Here is a 15,497-nt window from a genome sequence, read left to right on the forward strand (position 1 = left end):
GTCCTTCCCCCGCCCGTGGCGCGGCACGTTGACTGTCGGGGCGATCACCGATCGCCCCGAACCGAAGACAACGGAGCCGAACCCATGACCAAGTGGACAGCGAACGACCTTCCGGACCTGACCGGCCGGACGGTGGTGATCACCGGCGCGGGCCGTGGCCTCGGCCTGATCACGGCGCGTGAGCTCGCTCGCGCGGGAGCCCACGTCGTGATGGGTGTCCGCGACACCGGCAAGGCTCAGCGCGCCGTCACCGGCGTGCCCGGCACCTTCGACATCCGGCCGCTCGACGTGGCGGATCTGACCTCGGTGCGAGCCTTCGCGGGCTCCTGGTCGGGAGACCTCCACATTCTGATCAACAACGCCGGTGTGATGGACATCCCCGCCGAGCGCACCGCGGACGGCCTCGATCTGCAGACGACCACCAACCACACCGGTCCGTTCGTGCTGACCAACCTCCTGCTCGAGCACATCACCGATCGGGTCGTGCACGCGACCAGCCAACTGCACCGGCAGGGCAAGATCGACCTGAGCGATCTGGACTGGCGCACGCGCAAGTACGACGGGATGCGGGCCTACGAGGCGTCGAAGCTCGCCGGCGTGCTGTTCTCTCTCGAACTTCAGCGCAGGCTGAGCGCATCCGGCAGCCGGGTCCGCTCGGTGCTCGCCAGCCCGGGTATCGCCCGCACCGCCCTGGCCGCCCATTCGCGGTCGAACTTCATCAACCGCTTTACCTTCCTCACCAACGATCCGGAGCGTGGAGCGCTTTCGGTGCTCTACGCCGCCACCCAGGACGTTCCCGGCAACTCCTACGTCGGGCCGGACGGCTTCGGCGGGCTCCGGGGCTACCCGGCCGTTCGCCGGCAGGGCAAGGCCGGTCTCGATCCGGTCATGGCCGCGCGGGTGTGGGAGGCGACCGCCGACCTCGCCGGGGCGCCTGCCCGATGAGGCCGGCGGCCCGGGTGGAGGTTTTCAGCGATGCCCGTCCCACAACGTTCGCTGGTCGGGGTCCGGGTCGGTGAGGATTTCCGGGGTGGTGTCGAAACGCATGGTGGTCCGGTGGGCGGTGTCATACGCCGGCCAGCCGGGATTTCCGTTGGTGGCGAAGGAAACCCAGGCGGCGTGCATGGCGTCGGCGAGCGGTTGCGGCGGTTCGGCGCCGAGTTGCGGGGCGAACGCCGGATCGTCGAGTTTGTCGAAGACGAAGGGGATCTCGATGGTGTGACCGGCGCCGAGGCGCCCCTCGAAGGTGGGCGGCTGCCAGGCGAATTCGTAGAGATAGCTGGAGCCTGGACGGCCCTCACGCGCTTCGGCGAGGCGGATGGCCGGAAGCCGGTAAAACCAGTCGGTGGCCAGAGCCGCCATCAGATCACCGGGGGACGCGTCCGGGTATTTGGCGCGGTAGGTGGCGACGGCCTTGTCCGCGTCGAGGCCGTACCCGGCCGCCGTGGCGCGCACGGCCGGATCGCCGATGTGGTCGATGACGCCGGCCGGCACCAGGAAGAACCGGAACTCGTCGCTGTTGTTGCCGACCAGGACGTCGACGCCCGCGCTGGAGCCTGCCGCGATCGCCTCGATCGGGGTGGTCGGCAGGAAGTCGCCGTCCACCACGGGTTCGAGGGGCATGAGGTTGTACGCGATTTCGCCCCACCGGGCGGGATCGGGTTCCGCGGTGATCGCGGCGCGCAACTCCTGCACCGTCTGGACGACCCGCTCGACGGGGACCGCCGCGATCGCCTCCCTGGTCGCCGGGATGCCGAGCATCGTGGTCAGGTGACGGCCGATCCGGTCCGCGGTCGCCGCCGTGACGACGTGGTGCGCGGCGCCGCTCTGCAGGACGGCGCGGCGGAAAAGACCGGTGGCCTCGGGCGCGGCCAGCAGGGCGCCGATGCTCATGCCGCCTGCCGACTCGCCGAACACGGTGACGTTGTCCGCGTCGCCACCGAACGCGGCGATGTTTTCCCGGACCCAGCGCAGCGCCGCCACTTGATCGCGGAGGCCGAGGTTGGCGGGCGCACCGTCGTCGAGGAAGAGGAACCCGTCGACGCCGAGGCGGTAGTTGATGGTCACGCAGACGACGCCGTCCCGGGCGAACCGGCTGCCGTCATAGCTGGGCACGGAGCCGGAGCCGTTGGTGAAGGCGCCACCGTGCACCCAGACCATGACCGGCAGCCTGGCCGCCGGATCGGGGGTCCAGACGTTCAGGTTCAGGCAGTCTTCGCCGGGGATGTCCGGTTCGGGCAGGAGTTCGCTGGTGGGAGCGGGGTAGGGGGCCTTCGGCGCGGTGGGCCCGTAGTCGCGTGCGTCGCGGACGCCGTCCCAGGGCTCGACCGGCTGCGGAGGCAGGAAGCGATTCGGGCCGAAAGGCGGCGCGGCGTAGGGGATGCCCTTGAACGAGGTGACGCCGTCGATGGTTTCGCCGAGGACGGCGCCGTGCCGGGTGGTGGCCGTAGGCATTTGTGTCCTTCCTTCGCTTACAGTGCCCCGGAAACGACCGTATCGCATCTTCCGCCTCGCGCTTTCGAGCGGCGGACTCAGCTCCACAGGGCGGCGATGGGGACGGCGGCGATGTCGTCGCCCAGCCGGAAGGCCCTCGGACCCGTGTGGAGCACGGCACCGCCCAGGAACCGGTCACCGAGTTCGGCGCTCAGCCACGCCAAGTGCCGGGCGTCGTCGCGGGTGGGTGCGCTGCTCGCCTTGATTTCGAACGCGAACACGCGCCCGCCGCCGTATTCCACGACGACGTCGATCTCGTGCTGCCCCTTTTCCTGGCGCAGATGATAAAGGCGGGGCCGGGTTTCACAGCCGGCGACCTGGGCGCGGAGTTGAGCCATCACGAACGTGTCGACGATGCGGCCGAGCAGATCCCCGTCCTTCATCAGTCCGGCGACGCCGACACGAAGGGCGGCGAGCGCGACCGAGGGATCGATGACGTACCGCTTCGGGCCGCGGACCAGCCTTTTGATGCGATTGGTCCACCAGGCCGGCAGCGTGTCGATGATCAGGAGGTTGCGAAGCAATCGCTCGTAGGACTCTCCGGTCGCTTTGGCTATTCCGGCCGTTTCGTAGATGGCGCGGTGGTCGGTGACCCCCGCGGTGTTCAACGCCCACGATTCCAGGTATCGCCGCAGCAACCGCGGATCACGGTGGGTCGTGATCGTTTCGATGTCACGGGTGAGCAATTGATCGACATAGCTTTCCAGCCAGGGCCCACGCTCGGAGGGTGGCAAACGCAGGACAGGCTGTGGAAAACCGCCGCTGGCGGCGAGTTCGGCGTAGTCCCGGAGATCAGGGGTCTCGGTAGGGGATGCCATCAAGGACTCGACGCCGTGTTCGGCTATTCGATCGAGAAGTGGCACCGGGGGGAGCGAGCCGCGTATCTCGCCGACGGTCAGCCCGAACATCGCCACCCGGAGCAATCGACCGGTCCCGGGCCAGGTCGGGGAATCGACGTCACCCCGAACCGAACCCGTGATCAGATACCGGCCAGGGCGGGGGTCGGTATCCTTCGGAGGTATCCACTATCCATTTCCGGATGTCGCGGCTATCCATATCCGGATCCAGCGCGTCGGCCGGTCGGCCGAACGGGCCGGGGGAACGGGCCGTTCGGCCAGGGTCTGACCGCCGGATGGCTGATCCGGCGTACCCCCTCGGCCGGCGATTCTGGTTGCGGGCCGCCGGAGCGGGCGGCACGGGGACTCGGGAGCCGAAATGACGATCATGACAGTGGTGGGTGCGTACGCGGGGCTTGGGCTGCTGGTGCTGATGGCGCTGGCGCCGCTGTTGGTGGACCTCGAACAGCGCTTTCCGGACATGCGCGGTACGAAGGCGCCGGAGCGTGAGGGCCGGATCGCGACCCCGGTTTCCGCCTGAGTGAGAAGCGGCTATCCGCGGGGTCTCCCTCGGCCTGCTCTGCGCCCAGACCCCGAAGCCGTCACCGCCGTGCGCACCCTGGAGTTCCGCTCGGATTCGTGGGCCATCCCGTCGTGGCCACCGCGACGATGCTCGCGAGCCGGTCAGGAATCGAGAAGCGCCGGCGGGCCGGCGCCACCTAGCGTTTTCGCCATGACTTCCATCGAATCCATCACCCTCGAGGTGGCCGACACCGCGGCCGCCGAACACTTCTACAACACTGCCTTCGGCTTGGGCGACCGGCTGCGCCTGCGGACGTCGCAGGAATCGAGCACGGGTTTCCGCGGCTTCACGCTGTCGCTCATGGTTTCCCAGCCCGCCGACGCGAAGGCCCTGATCGACGCCGCGATCGAAGCCGGTGCGACAGCCCTCAAGCCCGCCGCGAAATCGCTGTGGGGCTACGGCGGTGTCGTTCAGGCTCCGGACGGGACGATCTGGAAGGTCGCGACATCCGCGAAGAAGGACACCGGCCCGGCGACCCGGCGGATCAACGACATCGTGCTCCTGCTGGGAGTCGACGACGTCGCGGCGAGCAAGCGGTTCTACCTCGACCGGGGCCTCACCGTGGGGAAAAGCTTCGGCCGCATGTACGTCGAGTTCGACACCGGGTCGAGCCCGGTCAAACTGGCTCTGTACCGGCGTCGTGCCCTCGCCAAGGACGCCGGAGTCTCGCCCGACGGAACGGGATCGCACCGGATCGCGGTCGTCGGCGCTGCCGAACCCTTCGCCGACCCGGACGGGTTCGTCTGGGAGACCGCTTCGGTCCCGACCTCGCGCGCGGGTCACGGTCGGTGACTTCAGGGCACGACGGTCGCGAACCTCACGTCCCGGTCGGGTTGCGCGGTGGAGGTGCCGCCGCGCGACCGCCGGGGTAGGTGGACCAGTCCTCAGCTGAGCGCGATGCCGGTCCCGAGCCCGACGAAGAGCGTGCCCGCGATGATGTCCAGCTTGGTCTGCATCCTGCCGTATGCGCGCTGGATCAGGCCGGTGGAGAAGGTCATCGCGAGTGCCGCGTGCCAGCACAGTGTCGCCACCGCGATGGCGACGACGATGACGCCACGGAAGCCGAGCGAGACTCCGCCAGGTACCAGCGTCGCGAACAGGCCCCCCAACAGCAGCAGTGCCTTGGGATTGGTGACGGTGGCGACCACGCCGCGCCAGAAGAAGCGGCGGCTCGGCATGGTCAGTTCGTCCGTGGCGACATCGGCGGGTTTCCGCGTGCTCTTCCAGAGCTTGATGCCGAGATAACCCAGATAGAGACCGCACACGATGCGCAACAGGCGGTCCAGCACGGTGGAATGCCCCAGAATTCCTCGAGCGTCGAGCACCGCGGCGGTTGCCAGTACGACGGTGCCGGCGGTGATGCCGACGGCGGCCGCGAAAGCGGCGCGGCGGGAAGTGGTCGACGCGGTGTGCACCACGAAGACGAAGATCGGCCCCGGGATCATCACCACCACCAGGTACACCCCGACGACGGCCAAAATCGTCATCACGGTCGGTTCACCTCGATTCGGTCCACGTTCTCCGCGTGTTCGCTTAACGTAGGAGCGGAACATCACCGGCAAAAAGCGGTCTTGAGCAAGATTTGAGACACGCTTGACCATGGTTTGATCCACCTTCGGGGGATTCGCGGGTGAAGCTCAAATCTTCCTCAGCCCCCTGTCGTGCCATGCGCGTTTCTCGTAGGGTTCCTTTCGAATGCCGGGTCCGCACCTGTCGAAATCCCTGGTTCATTCGCCTTGCGAGTTTTCTCGCGGAAGAAAATTTCGATGTCGCCCGCCGAAGGAGGACAGGCTTGAGCACGACCGCGGGACCCGTGGATGTCTCGGCACTCGCCGACCTGGTCACACCGTATGCCGTGCGGATCGCCGCGACGCTGGGCGTGGCCGACATCCTCGCCGACGGCCCGCTTCCCGCCACCACGCTCGCCCTGAAGTGCGGGGCTCACCCGGACCGGCTCACCCGGTTGCTGCGTCACCTGGTTCTGCGTGGTGTCTTCCGTGAAACCGAGCCTGAGGTGTTCGGCCTCAACGAGGCGGCCGAGACGCTGAAGTCCGATCACCCCGGCGTCCTGCGGGAGTGGCTCGACCTCGAAGGCGGTCTCGGCCGCGCCGATCTCGCGTTCCCGCACCTGCTGGGAACTGTCCGAAGTGGAGCGAACGCCTACCGGGAGGCCGCCGGTGAGGATTTCCGTACCACATTGGACACCGATCCGCGGTTTCGTGACTCGTTCAACCAGGTGATGGCGGCGAAGTCGAAGGAGTTGGCCCGGCAGATCGTGGCCCGCTACGACTGGACCACCGTGAGGCACGTGGCCGACGTCGGCGGTGGCATGGGCATTCTGCTCGGTGAACTGCTGAGCGCCGTTCCCCATCTGCGAGGCACGCTGGTCGACCTGCCCGAGACGGCCGAGGCCGCGCTGGGCAGCCTTGGCGCGCGGGGCGTGGCCGAACGATGCCGCGTGCACGGCGGGAGTTTCTTCGATCCGCTGCCGACCGGCGCGGATGTCATGCTCGTCTACGACGTCTTGGAGGACTGGGACGACGATCGTGCCCGGCTTCTGTTGTCGCGCTGCGCCGAAGCCGTCGAACCGGACGGCCGGATCCTGATCATCGAGCCGTTCCCGTTCGACGAGAGCTACTGGCCGCGGTTCACCGATTTGGACCTCCGGCTCCTGACCTACACCGACGGCAGGATGCGGACCGAAGAGGAGACCCGCGCTCTGGTCCGCGGCGCCGGGATGCGGGTGGCCCGGATCGTCCCGGTGTCCGCCGCGCACGCCATCGTGGAATGTGTCGCAGGCTGACCGCCGGTTTTTGTCAGGCAGAGTGGAAAGGAAACATGGACACGAGTTTCGCCGAGTATGTCGGTGTCCAGACGCTGCGCGCGGCGACTTCCCCGTTGACCTCCGCCGCGGCCGAACCGTCTTTCCTCATGTCGGCGCAGGTCATGGAGATCCTCTTCGACCTCGCCTTCATCGAGGCACGGGCGGCCCGCGACGCCTTCGACAACGACGACACGCACACCGGGTTGCGCGCGCTGACCCGGGTGCGGCAGACCCAATCGGTTCTCCTCACCTGCTGGCAGTTGCTGCGGGGCATGACGCCGGGCGACTACGCCGAATTCCGGGATGCCTTCGGTTCGGCGTCGGGCTTTCAGTCCGCGGCCTACCGTCGTTTCGAGTTCATGCTCGGCAAGAAGGACGCTCATCTGCTCGACAGGCACCGTGACCAGCCGGAGGTGTACGCCGAACTGGTCGGTGTCCACCGGGACCACAGCCTTCCCGACGCCGTCACCGGCTTGTTGCGCCGGCGAATGGCCTGGTCCTGGCGGCAGGTCTACCGGAATCCCGCACACCATCCCGATCTGTTCGACATCGGCCAGGCACTGGCGGACATAGCGGACAACTTCACCCGCTGGCGCTCGGAGCACCTGGTCGTGGTCGAGCGGGTCCTGGGCACTCAGCCCGGCACCGCGGGCACCAGCGGGCTAAGCTGGCTGCGCAAGGCGGCGGAGCATCGGTTCTTCCCCGAACTCCACGCGCTCGGCTGACGGAGTCCGGAGGGTGCCATGAGCGACCACACGCCGGATCACCACGCCGTGGTCCGGCTGGCCGAACTCGCCGGGGAACTGCTGGACCAGGCCCGCGATCATCCCTCCGGTCGCGCGGCCCGCACCATCGCGTCGAGCACGTCCCAGCGGGGCACGGTGATCGCCCTGACCGAGGGGACGCGGCTGGCCGATCACGACGCCCCCGCCGCGGCCACGCTCCAGGTACTCACCGGGCGGGTCCGCCTGCACACCGCGGATCACGAATGGCTCCTCGACAACGGCGAGTTGTTGCCCATGCCACCGCAACGTCACGGTGTCGACGCGCTCGCCGACTCCGTGATGCTGCTCACCGTCGCCCTCCGGTAAGGGTCGCCAGGCCTCTCGTCACGAACCCGCTCCTTGACCTCCCGGCCTGCGGACTATCGGGTGACGTCGTGCCGGGAAGCCGGTCCGAACTCTTCCTCGGAGCGTCGCAGGACCGAGAGTGCTTCCCAATCGCCGACGGTGAATTCGTGCCGCGCGGCGGCGGGAGCGAGGATTTGCCGGAACTGCCGCGAAATCCGGCCGATACGCTAATTTACCTCGAGACGCAAACTACCACGGCACGGGAGCAGCACCCGATGACCTCTACCGCACAGGACCAGGCCGGACGCGTCTGGCTGATCACCGGTACCAGCACCGGCTTCGGCCGCACGCTGGCCGAGACCGTCCTCGCCCGTGGCGGGCGGGTCGTGGCGACGGCGCGCGACGTGAGCGCCGTCAAGGATCTCGCCGAACGCGCGCCGGAACAGGTGCTCACCGCCCGCCTTGACGTCACCGACGAGGGATCGGTGCACCGGGCGGTCGAGGCCGCGATCGCCAGGTTCGGCCGGATCGACGTGGTGGTGAACAACGCCGGGCATGGCCTGGTCGGCGCGCTGGAGGAGCTTTCCGGAGAACAGGTGCGCGAGGTCATGGAGACCAACGTGTTCGGCGTGATGACGGTGACCCGCGCGGTGCTGCCACACATGCGTGCCCGCCGTCACGGGTGCTTCGTGCAGATGTCGTCGGTGGGTGGCGTGGTCGGCAATCCCGGGCACGCCATCTACGCCACGTCCAAGTTCGCGCTGGAAGGGATGTCCGAGGCGCTCGCCGGGGAGGTCGCGCCCTTCGGTATCCGCGTGGTCATCGTCGAGCCGGGGCCGTTCCGCACGGAGTTCGCGGGCAGGTCCATGACCTTCGCCGAGCCCATCGCCGATTACCGGGTAACCCCGGCAGGCGCCCTCCGTGCGCGCTTCCGGGACCAGGACGGCAACCAGCCCAACGACCCGGCCAAAGCCGCCGCGATCATCGTCGATCTGGCGGGCAAGGACGGCACGCCGTTGCGGCTACCGCTCGGACCGGAAGCCGTAGGCCGGATCCGGGAGAAACTTCAGCGCCAGCTGGCGGATCTGGACCAGTGGGAGTCCACTTTGGTCGATACGCGCTACTGACGCCTCTCACTCGTCGGCGAGCAGGTGCCGCAAATACCGTACCTCCAAGCGCCGCTGCCGGTAAGGCCGTTGTTGCCAAGAACGGCTACGTCAGTGCCATCGACGCCTTGCTCGCCACCGGTTGGCTTCGTCCGGAGAAGTCGAGGACTGGCGGCGTGGCCGTGTTCAGCCGCCTTGGGGTTGACCCGGTGGTTTGTCGTTGCTGCCGGTCGTCGTCGGCGGTCGTTCTTCGACGACGTATGACGGCCCGTGGACGGCAACGAGAACAAGATCACGATAGCCGAGGTTTTCGACCGCCATCGCAAGTCGATCTCCTACATGTACGACTTCGGTGACCGTTGGCCGCACGACATCGAGATGGAGAAATCCGCCGAGCCCGATCCGGCCGCCAGCTACCCGGTCTGTGTGGCGGGCCGCGGTGACGCGCCGGTCGAGGACTGGTGCGAGGGCGACGACGAACCAGCCTGGATTCCCTACGACCGGGCCGACATCAACGCCCGGTTCGCCCGTCTGTCTGGCGGTGGCCCGGAAGCAGCGGCGCGCCTGCACGACGATGTCGAGACCATTTTGACTGACGCCTACGGGGAAGCGGAGGAGACGACCGCGTTCCTGACCGTGCTCGAGGAGGAGATCTCCTTCCCGGTTCCCGCAACCCTGCTAGGCGAACCGGTCATTGTCACCGGCTTGACCGAGGATGATGCCAGGGCCGAGCTTCGAGCGCGGTGCCGCGGTAAGAGCGCGAAACGGCTGGTGTCCTTCGCTCGGACGGCCTGTAGACGGCCTGGGAGCGTGGCCTGACCGGCGTTTTCGCTGGCCGGGCACTGAAACGGCTCCCGGGACTACACGTCGTAGTAGAGCGCGAATTCGTAGGGGTGCGGACGCAACCGGAGCGGGTCGATCTCGTGTTCGCGTTTGAAGTCGATCCAGTTCTCCAGCACATCGGGGGTGAACACGCCGCCGGCGAGCAGGTACTCGTGGTCGGTTTCGAGACGGTCGATGACCGCGTCCAGGGACGCGGGCACCTGGGCGACGTTGTGCGCCTCTTCGGGCGGTAACTCGTACAGGTCCTTGTCGATCGGTGACGGGGGCTCGAGTTTGTTCCTGATGCCGTCGAGTCCGGCCATGAGCATCGCGGAGAAGGCGAGGTACGGATTGCCCGACGAGTCCGGGCAGCGGAATTCGATGCGTTTGGCCTTCGGCGACGATCCGGTGACCGGGATGCGCACGCAGGCCGAGCGGTTGCGCTGGGAATAGACGAGGTTGATGGGCGCTTCGAATCCCGGGACCAGGCGGTGATAGGAATTCACCGTCGGATTGGTGAAGGCGAGCAGGCTCGGCGCGTGATGGAGGATGCCGCCGACATAGTGCCGTGCCAGGTCGGACAGGCCGCCGTAGCCGCTTTCGTCATAGAACAGCGGGCCGTTCTCGTCCCAGAGCGACTGGTGACAGTGCATACCGGAACCGTTGTCGTTGTAGAGCGGCTTGGGCATGAACGTCACCGTTTTGCCCGCGGCCCACGCGGTGTTCTTCACGATGTATTTGAACAGTTGCAGATCATCCGCGGCGTGCAGCAGGGTGTTGAACCGGTAGTTGACCTCGGCCTGGCCACCGCTGCCCACCTCGTGGTGGGCCTTTTCCACGTCGATGCCCACGGACGCGAGGTTGAGCACCATCGTGTCGCGCAGATCGGAAAAGTGATCACGCGGGGCGACCGGGAAATACCCGGCCTTGTACGGGGTCTTGTAGCCGCGGTTCCCGCCCGTTTCGTCGCGTCCGGTGTTCCACCAGCCTTCCACCGAATCGACATGGTGGAACGCGCCGTTCTCGGTGGTGTCGAACCGTACCGAGTCGAAGATGTAGAACTCCGCTTCCGGCCCGAAGTACGCCCGGTCGGCGATGGTGGACTCGCTGATGTACTGCTCGGCCTTGCGCGCGATGGTGCGCGGGTCACGGCTGTAGGGCTCGCGGGTGAACGGATCGTGCACGAAGAAGTTCATCATCAACGTCTTCTCGGCCCGGAAGGGGTCCAGCCGCGCGGTGTACGGGTCCGGAAGGAGCAGCATGTCCGATTCGTGAATCGACTGGAAACCGCGCACGGAGGAGCCGTCGAAGGCGACGCCCTCTTCGAACGCCTCGGCGTCGAACGCGGCCGCCGGGACGGTGAAATGCTGCATTATCCCCGGAAGGTCGCAGAACCGCACATCGACGAACTGGATCTTCTCGTCGGTGATGAATCGGAGAACCTCGTCGGAACCGGTGAACATCGTCGTTCGCTCCCTTCTGTCCGGGGGAGTGGGAGAACAATCACGGTATCAGTATCCGGCGTGGACAGCGGACGCTCCGCGACGATTCTCCTACTATCGGCGGCAGCCTTCCGTTAGGAGATCGTCGAATGACCTTGGCTCATCCGTCCCAGCCGCACCGGTCCGGTCGCGGAGAACTCAGTGTGAACCCGGTCTTCACGCGGGAGCCGGTGCGGATCCCGCGGAACCGGATGCCCCGCGGCGAACTCGATTCCGCCATCGCCTACCAGGTCGTTCACGACGAGTTGATGCTCGACGGGAACGCCCGGCTGAACCTCGCCACCTTCGTCACCACATGGATGCCGCCCGAGGCCAGGACGCTGATGGCGGAGTGCTTCGACAAGAACATGATCGACAAGGACGAGTATCCGCGCACCGCCGAGCTGGAGCAGCGCTGTGTCCGGATGCTGGCGGACCTGTGGCACGCGCCCGAGCCCGACCATCCCGTCGGCTGCTCCACCACCGGTTCCAGCGAGGCGTGCATGCTGGCCGGCCTGGCGCTGAAACGCCGGTGGCAGCACGCCCGCGAGAAGGCGGGCCGCACCGGCGGGAAGCCGAACCTGGTGATGGGCATCAACGTGCAGGTGTGCTGGGAGAAGTTCGCCAACTACTGGGACGTGGAGGCCCGCCTGGTGCCGATGGACGGCGAGCGCTACCACCTCACCGCGGAGGAGGCGGTCAAGTACTGCGACGAGAACACCATCGGGGTGGTCGCGGTGCTCGGCTCGACCTTCGACGGCAGCTACGAGCCCGTCGCCGAAATCTGTGCCGCGCTGGACCGTCTGGAGGCCGAGCGCGGCTGGGACATCCCGGTGCACGTGGACGGCGCGTCGGGAGCCATGATCGCCCCGTTCTGCGACCCGGACCTGGAGTGGGACTTCCGGTTGCCCCGGGTGGCGTCGATCAACACCTCGGGCCACAAGTACGGGCTCGTCTATCCCGGCGTCGGCTGGGTGGTCTGGCGTGACCAGGAGGCCCTTCCCGAGGATCTGGTGTTCCGGGTGAACTACCTCGGCGGTGACATGCCGACGTTCGCGCTGAACTTCTCGCGCCCCGGTGCGCAGGTCGCGGCCCAGTACTTCACGTTCCTGAACCTCGGCATCGACGGTTACCGACGGGTACAGGGCTACTGCCGCGAGGTCGCGTCCGACCTGGCCCGCCGGATCGGCGAACTCGGCCCGTTCCGTTTGCTCAGTGACGGCACGGAGCTCCCGGTGTTCGCGTTCACGCTCGCCCAGGACGACGGTTACTCGGTGTTCGACGTTTCCGCGGCGTTGCGGGAACACGGCTGGCTCGTCCCGGCCTACACGTTCCCGGCCAACCGTGAGGATCTCGCGGTGTTGCGGATCGTCGTGCGAAACGGTTTCAGCCACGATCTCGCCGACCTGTTCATGAGTGACCTGAAGGAAATTCTGCCCCGGTTGCGACGGCAGGAAAAACCGCAGCGCGGACGCGAGGCCGCTTCGTTTTCGCACGGCGCGGACATGCGGCACGCGCATCAGTCCAAGGCGCACGGGCACTCCGCGGGTCGGTGACGTTTCACCCACCGTGATCGCGCGCGCACCGAGTTTCCCGTTTTCGTGGCCAGGGGGATACTCGGCTGATGGACTGCCGCTTTCTCCATGGCCGACGGTGCATCCGCCGACCGGCAGTGGGTAACCGGGTGGTCAGGTAAGGCGACCACCACGGTGAGCCCGAAAGGCTCGCGCGACCGGCAGCGCGCTTGAAGTGCCCAGAGCCACTGAGCGCGGTTCAAGCCCGTCGGCGCGTGAGGCAACAGGAAGGAGCCCCCATGACCGACGCCCGCCGTACCGCGCTCGACGACGCCGCGCGCGAGGGTATTCAGCAGGAGATCGCCACGCTGCGTGACCGTCGTGAGGAGCTGGCCGCCGAAGTCCGATCGCGGGACCCGGTGGGCGATCAGGCCGACAGCGCGTTCGCGCTGCGGCTGGGGGACGAACTCGCCGCGATCGACGACCGCATCGCCTCGCTGTCCGAACTCCTGGCGAGGGGGCGCGTGGGCGAAGGGGTGCCGGACGGTACCCGGGTGAAGCTGCGGTTCGCCGACGGCAGCGAACAGACGATGGTGGTCGTCGCGGTCACCGAGGAGATCCCGGCCGGCCAGGAGGACAGCATGATCACCGCCAACAGCCCGCTCGGGACCGCGCTGACCGGGCACAAGCCCGGCGACACGATCACCTACCGGGCGCCGGTCGGGGAGGTGGAGGCACACATCATCACCATGGACCTGCCGTAGCCGGGTTTACCGGCTACCTTCGACACGCATGACCAAGGATTCCGCGGTGGAGGTCGAGGCGGGCGAGCGCACCGTGCGCATTTCCCATCCGGATCGCGTGTATTTCCCCGCGCGCGGGGAGACCAAACTCGATCTGGTCCGGTACTACCTCGCGGTGGGGGACGGCATCGTCCGCGCGCTGCGCGAGCGCCCGTGCATGATGCACCGTTTCCCGTCCGGCGTCTCGGGGGAGAAGGTGCACCAGAAAAGGATTCCCCATGGTGCGCCGCCCTGGGTGGAGACGGTGCGGGTCAAGTTCCCGCGATACAACCGGACCGCCGACGAACTGTGCGTGACCGAGGTGGGCAGCGTGATCTGGGCCGTGCAGATGTCCACTGTGGAATTCCACCCGTGGAACTCGCGCCGGGCGGACACGGAGCGGCCGGACGAGTGGCGCATCGACCTGGACCCGATGCCGCGCTGCGGATTCGACCGCGTGCGCCGGACGGCTCGCGTCGCCAGGGAGGTGCTCGGCGAACTCGGCGCGGTGGGATGGCCCAAGACCTCGGGCGGTGACGGGCTGCACATCTACATCCGGATCGAGCCCCGGTGGGGCTTTTCCGACGTGCGGCGCGCCGCGCTGGCCTTCGCCAAGGAGGTCGAGCGCCGCGCGCCGGACGACGTGACGACGGCGTGGTGGCGCAAGGACCGCGACCCGGAGAAGGTGTTCGTCGACTACAACCAGAACGCCAGGGACCACACGATCGCCAGCGCGTACTCGGTCCGGGGCGTGCCCGAGGCCACCGTGTCCACGCCGGTCACCTGGGACGAGATCGACGACGTGGACCCGCGCGACTGCACCATCGCCACCGTGCCCGCCCGGTTCGCCCGGCTCGGCGACCTGCACAAGGGTATCGACGACGAGGCCTATTCGCTGGAAACCCTGCTGGAATGGGCCGACCGCGACGGCCTGGAGTGAAAGCGCTTTCAGAACCTCATCGCGTACTCGACTTGGCCCAGATGTTGATCCCGCCCTCGCGCGCGTAGGTGTCGATTTCGGCGAGTTCGTCGTCGCTGAGGGACAGGTTCCGCAGGGCGCCGATGTTCGCCTCCAGTTGCCCGACGCTGCTGGCGCCGATCACCAGTGAGGTCATCCGCTCGTCACGCAACGCCCAGGCGAGGGCGAGCTGGGCGAGGCTCTGACCACGCCGGGCGGCGATCTCGTTCAGTCCCCGCACCCTGGCGAGGTTGTCGTCGGTGAGCATTTCGCGCTTCAGCGCACCACCGGTGGCCACGCGGGAGTCGGCAGGCACGCCGTCGAGGTACCGGTCGGTCAGCAGGCCTTGAGCCAGGGGCGAGAACGCGATGCAGCCGGCGCCCACTTCGTCCAGGGTGGCGAGCAGATCCTGGTCCTCGATCCAGCGGTTGATCATCGAATAGGACGGCTGGTGGATCAGCAGCGGCGTGCCCATTTCACGCAGAATCGCGGCCGCCTCGGCGGTCTTGGCGGCCGAGTAGGAGGAGATGCCGGCATAGAGGGCGCGTCCGGAGCGCACGGCGGTGTCCAGTGCGCCCATCGTCTCCTCCAGCGGCGTGTCCGGGTCGAACCGGTGGGAGTAGAAGATGTCGACGTAGTCCAGGCCCATCCGGTTCAGGGACTGGTCCAGCGAGGCCAGCAGGTACTTCCTCGACCCGAGGTTGCCGTAGGGGCCGGGCCACATGTCGTAGCCGGCCTTGGTGGAGATCACCAGTTCGTCGCGGTGCGGCCGGAAATCGGTGCGCAGCAGGCGGCCGAAGTTCTCCTCCGCCGACCCGTACGGCGGCCCGTAGTTGTTCGCCAGGTCGAAGTGGGTCACCCCGAGGTCGAACGCGCGGCGGCAGATCGCCTGTTGTGTCTCGAATGGACGGTCGTGGCCGAAGTTGTGCCAGAGTCCGAGGGAGAGCAGGGGCAGCAGCAACCCGCTGCGGCCCGTCCTGCGGTAGCGCATGGTGTCGTAACGGCTCGGGTCCGGAATCCAGGTCATG

Annotated in this window: 16 protein-coding genes; 11 read left to right on the top strand and 5 right to left on the bottom strand. The window is 67.6% G+C overall.

Annotated elements, in window-relative coordinates:
* Window positions 1-84 precede the first annotated feature (84 nt).
* The gene (locus tag ACFSXZ_RS08285) at window positions 85-945 is read left to right on the top strand and encodes an SDR family NAD(P)-dependent oxidoreductase (RefSeq protein WP_378263013.1); all 861 of its coding nucleotides are present in this window, start codon (window positions 85-87) and stop codon (window positions 943-945) included.
* A gap of 24 nt (window positions 946-969) precedes the next feature.
* Here the strand turns inward: ACFSXZ_RS08285 and ACFSXZ_RS08290 are convergent, their stop codons facing one another.
* The gene (locus ACFSXZ_RS08290; RefSeq protein ID WP_378263015.1) at window positions 970-2,454 is read right to left on the bottom strand and encodes a carboxylesterase/lipase family protein; all 1,485 of its coding nucleotides are present in this window, start codon (window positions 2,452-2,454) and stop codon (window positions 970-972) included.
* Window positions 2,455-2,531: 77 nt separating this feature from the next.
* Entirely contained in the window at window positions 2,532-3,311 is a 780-nt protein-coding gene (locus ACFSXZ_RS08295; protein ID WP_378263016.1) for an ATP-binding protein, read from the bottom strand.
* A gap of 397 nt (window positions 3,312-3,708) precedes the next feature.
* On the opposite strand from ACFSXZ_RS08295, the gene ACFSXZ_RS08300 reads away from it, so the two are divergent.
* Together ACFSXZ_RS08300 and ACFSXZ_RS08305 are read left to right on the top strand one after the other, a co-directional pair.
* Window positions 3,709-3,870 carry a hypothetical protein gene (locus ACFSXZ_RS08300; RefSeq protein WP_378263018.1) on the top strand — a complete coding sequence of 54 codons (162 nt, stop codon included), beginning with the start codon at window positions 3,709-3,711 and terminating at the stop codon, window positions 3,868-3,870.
* A gap of 192 nt (window positions 3,871-4,062) precedes the next feature.
* On the top strand, window positions 4,063-4,704 hold the full coding sequence (locus tag ACFSXZ_RS08305; protein ID WP_378263020.1) for a glyoxalase: 642 nt from the start codon (window positions 4,063-4,065) through the stop codon (window positions 4,702-4,704).
* A gap of 92 nt (window positions 4,705-4,796) precedes the next feature.
* Here the strand turns inward: ACFSXZ_RS08305 and ACFSXZ_RS08310 are convergent, their stop codons facing one another.
* Window positions 4,797-5,399 (bottom strand): LysE family transporter, encoded by a 603-nt coding sequence (locus tag ACFSXZ_RS08310; RefSeq protein ID WP_378263021.1) that lies wholly within the window; start codon window positions 5,397-5,399, stop codon window positions 4,797-4,799.
* A gap of 305 nt (window positions 5,400-5,704) precedes the next feature.
* Here ACFSXZ_RS08310 and ACFSXZ_RS08315 point away from each other — a divergent pair, with 305 nt between their 5' ends.
* From ACFSXZ_RS08315 to ACFSXZ_RS08335, 5 genes are all read left to right on the top strand, one after another.
* Entirely contained in the window at window positions 5,705-6,715 is a 1,011-nt protein-coding gene (locus tag ACFSXZ_RS08315) for a methyltransferase (RefSeq protein WP_378263023.1), read from the top strand.
* 35 nt (window positions 6,716-6,750) lie between these two features.
* The gene (locus tag ACFSXZ_RS08320) at window positions 6,751-7,461 is read left to right on the top strand and encodes a tryptophan 2,3-dioxygenase (RefSeq protein WP_378263025.1); all 711 of its coding nucleotides are present in this window, start codon (window positions 6,751-6,753) and stop codon (window positions 7,459-7,461) included.
* A gap of 18 nt (window positions 7,462-7,479) precedes the next feature.
* On the top strand, window positions 7,480-7,827 hold the full coding sequence (locus tag ACFSXZ_RS08325; RefSeq protein WP_378263027.1) for a hypothetical protein: 348 nt from the start codon (window positions 7,480-7,482) through the stop codon (window positions 7,825-7,827).
* 254 nt (window positions 7,828-8,081) lie between these two features.
* The gene (locus ACFSXZ_RS08330; RefSeq protein WP_378263029.1) at window positions 8,082-8,933 is read left to right on the top strand and encodes an oxidoreductase; all 852 of its coding nucleotides are present in this window, start codon (window positions 8,082-8,084) and stop codon (window positions 8,931-8,933) included.
* A 249-nt stretch (window positions 8,934-9,182) separates the two neighbouring features.
* Window positions 9,183-9,731, top strand: a complete 549-nt coding sequence (locus ACFSXZ_RS08335; protein WP_378263031.1) for an IS1096 element passenger TnpR family protein — start codon at window positions 9,183-9,185, stop codon at window positions 9,729-9,731.
* Between the two features lie 41 nt (window positions 9,732-9,772).
* Here the strand turns inward: ACFSXZ_RS08335 and glnA are convergent, their stop codons facing one another.
* Window positions 9,773-11,197: a type I glutamate--ammonia ligase gene (gene glnA, locus ACFSXZ_RS08340; RefSeq protein WP_378263033.1), complete on the bottom strand. Its 1,425-nt coding sequence runs from the start codon at window positions 11,195-11,197 to the stop codon at window positions 9,773-9,775.
* Window positions 11,198-11,325: 128 nt separating this feature from the next.
* Between glnA and ACFSXZ_RS08345 the strand changes: the two genes are divergently transcribed.
* The 3 genes from ACFSXZ_RS08345 (at window position 11,326) to ligD (ending at window position 14,451) form a co-directional block, all read left to right on the top strand.
* Window positions 11,326-12,771: a glutamate decarboxylase gene (locus ACFSXZ_RS08345; protein ID WP_378263035.1), complete on the top strand. Its 1,446-nt coding sequence runs from the start codon at window positions 11,326-11,328 to the stop codon at window positions 12,769-12,771.
* 257 nt (window positions 12,772-13,028) lie between these two features.
* Window positions 13,029-13,493: a GreA/GreB family elongation factor gene (locus ACFSXZ_RS08350; RefSeq protein WP_378263037.1), complete on the top strand. Its 465-nt coding sequence runs from the start codon at window positions 13,029-13,031 to the stop codon at window positions 13,491-13,493.
* Window positions 13,494-13,521: 28 nt separating this feature from the next.
* Complete coding sequence (gene ligD / locus ACFSXZ_RS08355; RefSeq protein WP_378263039.1) at window positions 13,522-14,451, top strand: non-homologous end-joining DNA ligase; 930 nt, start codon at window positions 13,522-13,524, stop codon at window positions 14,449-14,451.
* A 16-nt stretch (window positions 14,452-14,467) separates the two neighbouring features.
* Here the strand turns inward: ligD and mgrA are convergent, their stop codons facing one another.
* Window positions 14,468-15,496, bottom strand: coding sequence for an L-glyceraldehyde 3-phosphate reductase (gene mgrA / locus ACFSXZ_RS08360; protein ID WP_378263040.1), 1,029 nt, complete (start codon window positions 15,494-15,496; stop codon window positions 14,468-14,470).
* Window position 15,497 lies beyond the last annotated feature (1 nt).

Source organism: Amycolatopsis pigmentata, from assembly GCF_042684065.1.
In the GTDB taxonomy this organism is placed as follows: Bacteria; Actinomycetota; Actinomycetes; order Mycobacteriales; family Pseudonocardiaceae; genus Amycolatopsis_E; species Amycolatopsis_E pigmentata.

What these genes read in the sequence shown, in the direction of transcription:
- ACFSXZ_RS08285 (WP_378263013.1), top strand. Translation starts at nt 85, where the DNA reads ATGACCAAGTGGACAGCGAACGACCTTCCGGACCTGACCGGCCGGACG.
- ACFSXZ_RS08290 (WP_378263015.1), bottom strand. Translation starts at nt 2,454, where the DNA reads ATGCCTACGGCCACCACCCGGCACGGCGCCGTCCTCGGCGAAACCATC.
- ACFSXZ_RS08295 (WP_378263016.1), bottom strand. Translation starts at nt 3,311, where the DNA reads ATGGCATCCCCTACCGAGACCCCTGATCTCCGGGACTACGCCGAACTC.
- ACFSXZ_RS08300 (WP_378263018.1), top strand. Translation starts at nt 3,709, where the DNA reads ATGACGATCATGACAGTGGTGGGTGCGTACGCGGGGCTTGGGCTGCTG.
- ACFSXZ_RS08305 (WP_378263020.1), top strand. Translation starts at nt 4,063, where the DNA reads ATGACTTCCATCGAATCCATCACCCTCGAGGTGGCCGACACCGCGGCC.
- ACFSXZ_RS08310 (WP_378263021.1), bottom strand. Translation starts at nt 5,399, where the DNA reads ATGACGATTTTGGCCGTCGTCGGGGTGTACCTGGTGGTGGTGATGATC.
- ACFSXZ_RS08320 (WP_378263025.1), top strand. Translation starts at nt 6,751, where the DNA reads ATGGACACGAGTTTCGCCGAGTATGTCGGTGTCCAGACGCTGCGCGCG.
- ACFSXZ_RS08325 (WP_378263027.1), top strand. Translation starts at nt 7,480, where the DNA reads ATGAGCGACCACACGCCGGATCACCACGCCGTGGTCCGGCTGGCCGAA.
- ACFSXZ_RS08330 (WP_378263029.1), top strand. Translation starts at nt 8,082, where the DNA reads ATGACCTCTACCGCACAGGACCAGGCCGGACGCGTCTGGCTGATCACC.
- glnA (WP_378263033.1), bottom strand. Translation starts at nt 11,197, where the DNA reads ATGTTCACCGGTTCCGACGAGGTTCTCCGATTCATCACCGACGAGAAG.
- ACFSXZ_RS08345 (WP_378263035.1), top strand. Translation starts at nt 11,326, where the DNA reads ATGACCTTGGCTCATCCGTCCCAGCCGCACCGGTCCGGTCGCGGAGAA.
- ACFSXZ_RS08350 (WP_378263037.1), top strand. Translation starts at nt 13,029, where the DNA reads ATGACCGACGCCCGCCGTACCGCGCTCGACGACGCCGCGCGCGAGGGT.
- ligD (WP_378263039.1), top strand. Translation starts at nt 13,522, where the DNA reads ATGACCAAGGATTCCGCGGTGGAGGTCGAGGCGGGCGAGCGCACCGTG.
- mgrA (WP_378263040.1), bottom strand. Translation starts at nt 15,496, where the DNA reads ATGACCTGGATTCCGGACCCGAGCCGTTACGACACCATGCGCTACCGC.